The sequence below is a fragment of the Caballeronia sp. M23-90 genome (genome assembly GCF_053574605.1).
Genome location: NZ_JBSIPA010000682.1, coordinates 1 through 2,392, shown reverse-complemented (window position 1 = coordinate 2,392; position 2,392 = coordinate 1). Strand labels below are relative to the sequence as shown.

Genomic DNA, 2,392 nt, shown 5'->3' with positions numbered 1-2,392 from the left:
CGCATCGCGCGAGCCCGATTGCGATAGTTCGATCTTCTTCAGCAACGCGGCGATCTGATCGCGGCCAATGGGCTTTGTCAGGTGGTCGAACGCGCCGAGGCGCATCGCGCGCACAGTGTTCTCGCTGCGGGCTTCGCGGGCTTCATCGGGGAGCAAGGAAGCATTGGGTTGGATCGGCGCCGCATCGCGCGAGCCCGATTGCGATAGTTCGATCTTCTTCAGCAACGCGGCGATCTGATCGCGGCCAATGGGCTTTGTCAGGTGGTCGAACGCGCCGAGGCGCATCGCGCGCACAGTGTTCTCGCTGGTGGCGAATGCAGTGAGCACGACAACCGGCAAGGCGGCGCGTGCGGGCATGTTGCGCAGTTCTTCGAGCACTTCCAGGCCGCCGCCGGCGTTCGGGTCTCTTGAAACACCGTCGGGCATTCGCAGGTCGAGGAAAACGCAGTCGATGGGCTCCATGCTTTCAAGCAACGCGAGCGCTTCTCGTTTGCTGGCCGCTTCGAGCGTCTCGTGGCTCATATCGGCGAGCGTTTCGGCGAGGCTTTCGCGAAAGGCGCCGTCGTCGTCGACAATCAGGATGTGCGCCATGGAATCTCGATGACAAAACACGCGCCCGTGCTGCGCGCTTCATAAAACGCCCGGCCGCCATGCGCGGCTGCAATCTCGCGCACCACAGCCAGACCCAGTCCCGAACCGGCGGCATGACCCGTGACGAACGGTTCGAATATTTCTTCACGATCGTCTTGCGGCACACCAGGGCCGTTGTCGTTCACTTCGAAACGCAGGAGGTCGCGAGTCCGCGTTGCCTGTACCGTCACGCTGCCGTCGGGCGGCGTATGACGTATGGCGTTCAGCACGAGGTTATCAAGCGCGCGTGCGAGTTGCACGGGATCGAAAACGGCGTGCTCGGGCGTCGCTGCCGGTGCCTCCGCCACGGTAAGCGCGACCTGCGCATGTGCCGCCGCTTCCTGATGCAGCGCGACTCGATCGTCGAGCCACGCCCGAAGCGGGACGTTCATATTGTCGATGCGAACTGGCTGAGTGAGCGCCAGCAAGCCCACAAGCTGTTGCTCCACCCGATGAATCTGCTCGAGGATCGTCGCGAGCGCCCGTTGCTTGCGATCTTCATCGCCGACGAGAGCGTTTTCTGCTTTGAGCCGCATTGCCGCAACATCGAGATCTGGCTGCCGCACGAAGCCGGCACGGGCGAGCGCTCGCGGGCATGGATGAAGTTGCAGAACGAAGTGCAGATGGCGTGGTTCGAGCATCCGCTCAACGAAGCGCGCGAAATGCGCGGCCTGCCCGCGATCAATTCGATCTGGTTCCACGCGCAAGGCGCGATTCGCAGCGTGACAAGTCCGTTTGCGCGGGTCATGTCGAGTGCGGCAGCAACACGCGGCCTGGCACTCGCCGCCGATATCGTTCCGGAAGCGCCGCCGGCATCGTTCGCGGCGCTTGCCGCAGATCAAAACCAGAACAATGGCCGCACGCTGGTAGAACTCGATCCGTTCTCGGCGCCGTTTATAGAACAGGACTGGGCGCGGTGGAATGAAGCGCTCGGTGTTCTCGAGCGCGACTGGTTCGCCCCTGCGCTCAGCGCGCTCGAAAATGGCTCGCTCGGCACGTTGCGCCTTACCTTGTGCAGCGATACCGGCTCCGTATCGCTGAGCGTTACACGCGGTGCGTTGCGCAAATTCTGGCGGCGACGTCCGATTGCCGCGTTGTTCATCGAATAGAAACTGGAACGAATGACCCGAATCGTCACACGTGCCCCCTCTCCCGCCGATGCCGCCGTTCTCGTGCGTCATGGCGTTCATCCGGTTATCGCGCGGCTGTATGCATCGCGCGGTGTGTGTTCACCGGACGAAATCGAAACCGAGCTCAAGAAATTGCACGCGCCCATCGGGCTCAAGGGCTGCGATGAAGCGGCCGTTGTTCTCGCCGATGCGCTCGCAGCGAAGCGCCGCATGCTCGTCGTTGCCGACTACGATTGCGACGGCGCGACGGCCTGCGCGGTGGCCGTTCGCGGACTCCGAATGTTCGGCGCGCAGATCGATTATCTGGTGCCGAATCGTTTCGAATACGGTTACGGGTTGACGCCCGAAATCGTGGCGTTGGCGGCGGGTCGTGCGGGAGGCAAGCCGGATCTGCTGATCACGGTCGATAACGGCATCGCGAGCGTGGATGGCGTGGAAGCGGCGAACGCGTTGGGTATCGATGTGCTCGTGACCGACCACCACCTGCCGGGCGACGATCTCCCGCCGGCGCGCGATACCCGGCAGCGCTCAAAGCACGCGCTTCCTTTTTCGCGATATCGAGCAATTCGTGCACGTTGAAAACGATCGTGTCGGACGCTTTGAGATAACCCATCGAACGCGCTTCCAGTGCC

The 2,392-nt window shown here is 62.8% G+C and carries 2 protein-coding genes and 2 pseudogenes; 2 read left to right on the top strand and 2 right to left on the bottom strand.

What is annotated here, in order from left to right:
* Together ACRXB1_RS34610 and ACRXB1_RS34605 are read right to left on the bottom strand one after the other, a co-directional pair.
* Positions 1 to 591, bottom strand: a 591-nt coding sequence (locus ACRXB1_RS34610; protein WP_449494603.1) for a response regulator, incomplete at its 3' end; no start/stop codon positions are given.
* On the bottom strand, positions 576 to 1,079 hold the full coding sequence (locus ACRXB1_RS34605) for a sensor histidine kinase (protein WP_449494602.1): 504 nt from the start codon (positions 1,077 to 1,079) through the stop codon (positions 576 to 578). The genes ACRXB1_RS34610 and ACRXB1_RS34605, both read right to left, overlap by 16 nt.
* 90 nt (positions 1,080 to 1,169) lie before the next feature.
* Here ACRXB1_RS34605 and ACRXB1_RS34600 point away from each other — a divergent pair.
* Positions 1,170 to 1,739: pseudogene (locus ACRXB1_RS34600) on the top strand (regulator); the annotation flags it as partial.
* A 12-nt stretch (positions 1,740 to 1,751) separates the two neighbouring features.
* A pseudogene (locus ACRXB1_RS34595) lies at positions 1,752 to 2,273 on the top strand (DHH family phosphoesterase); the annotation flags it as partial.
* Positions 2,274 to 2,392 lie beyond the last annotated feature (119 nt).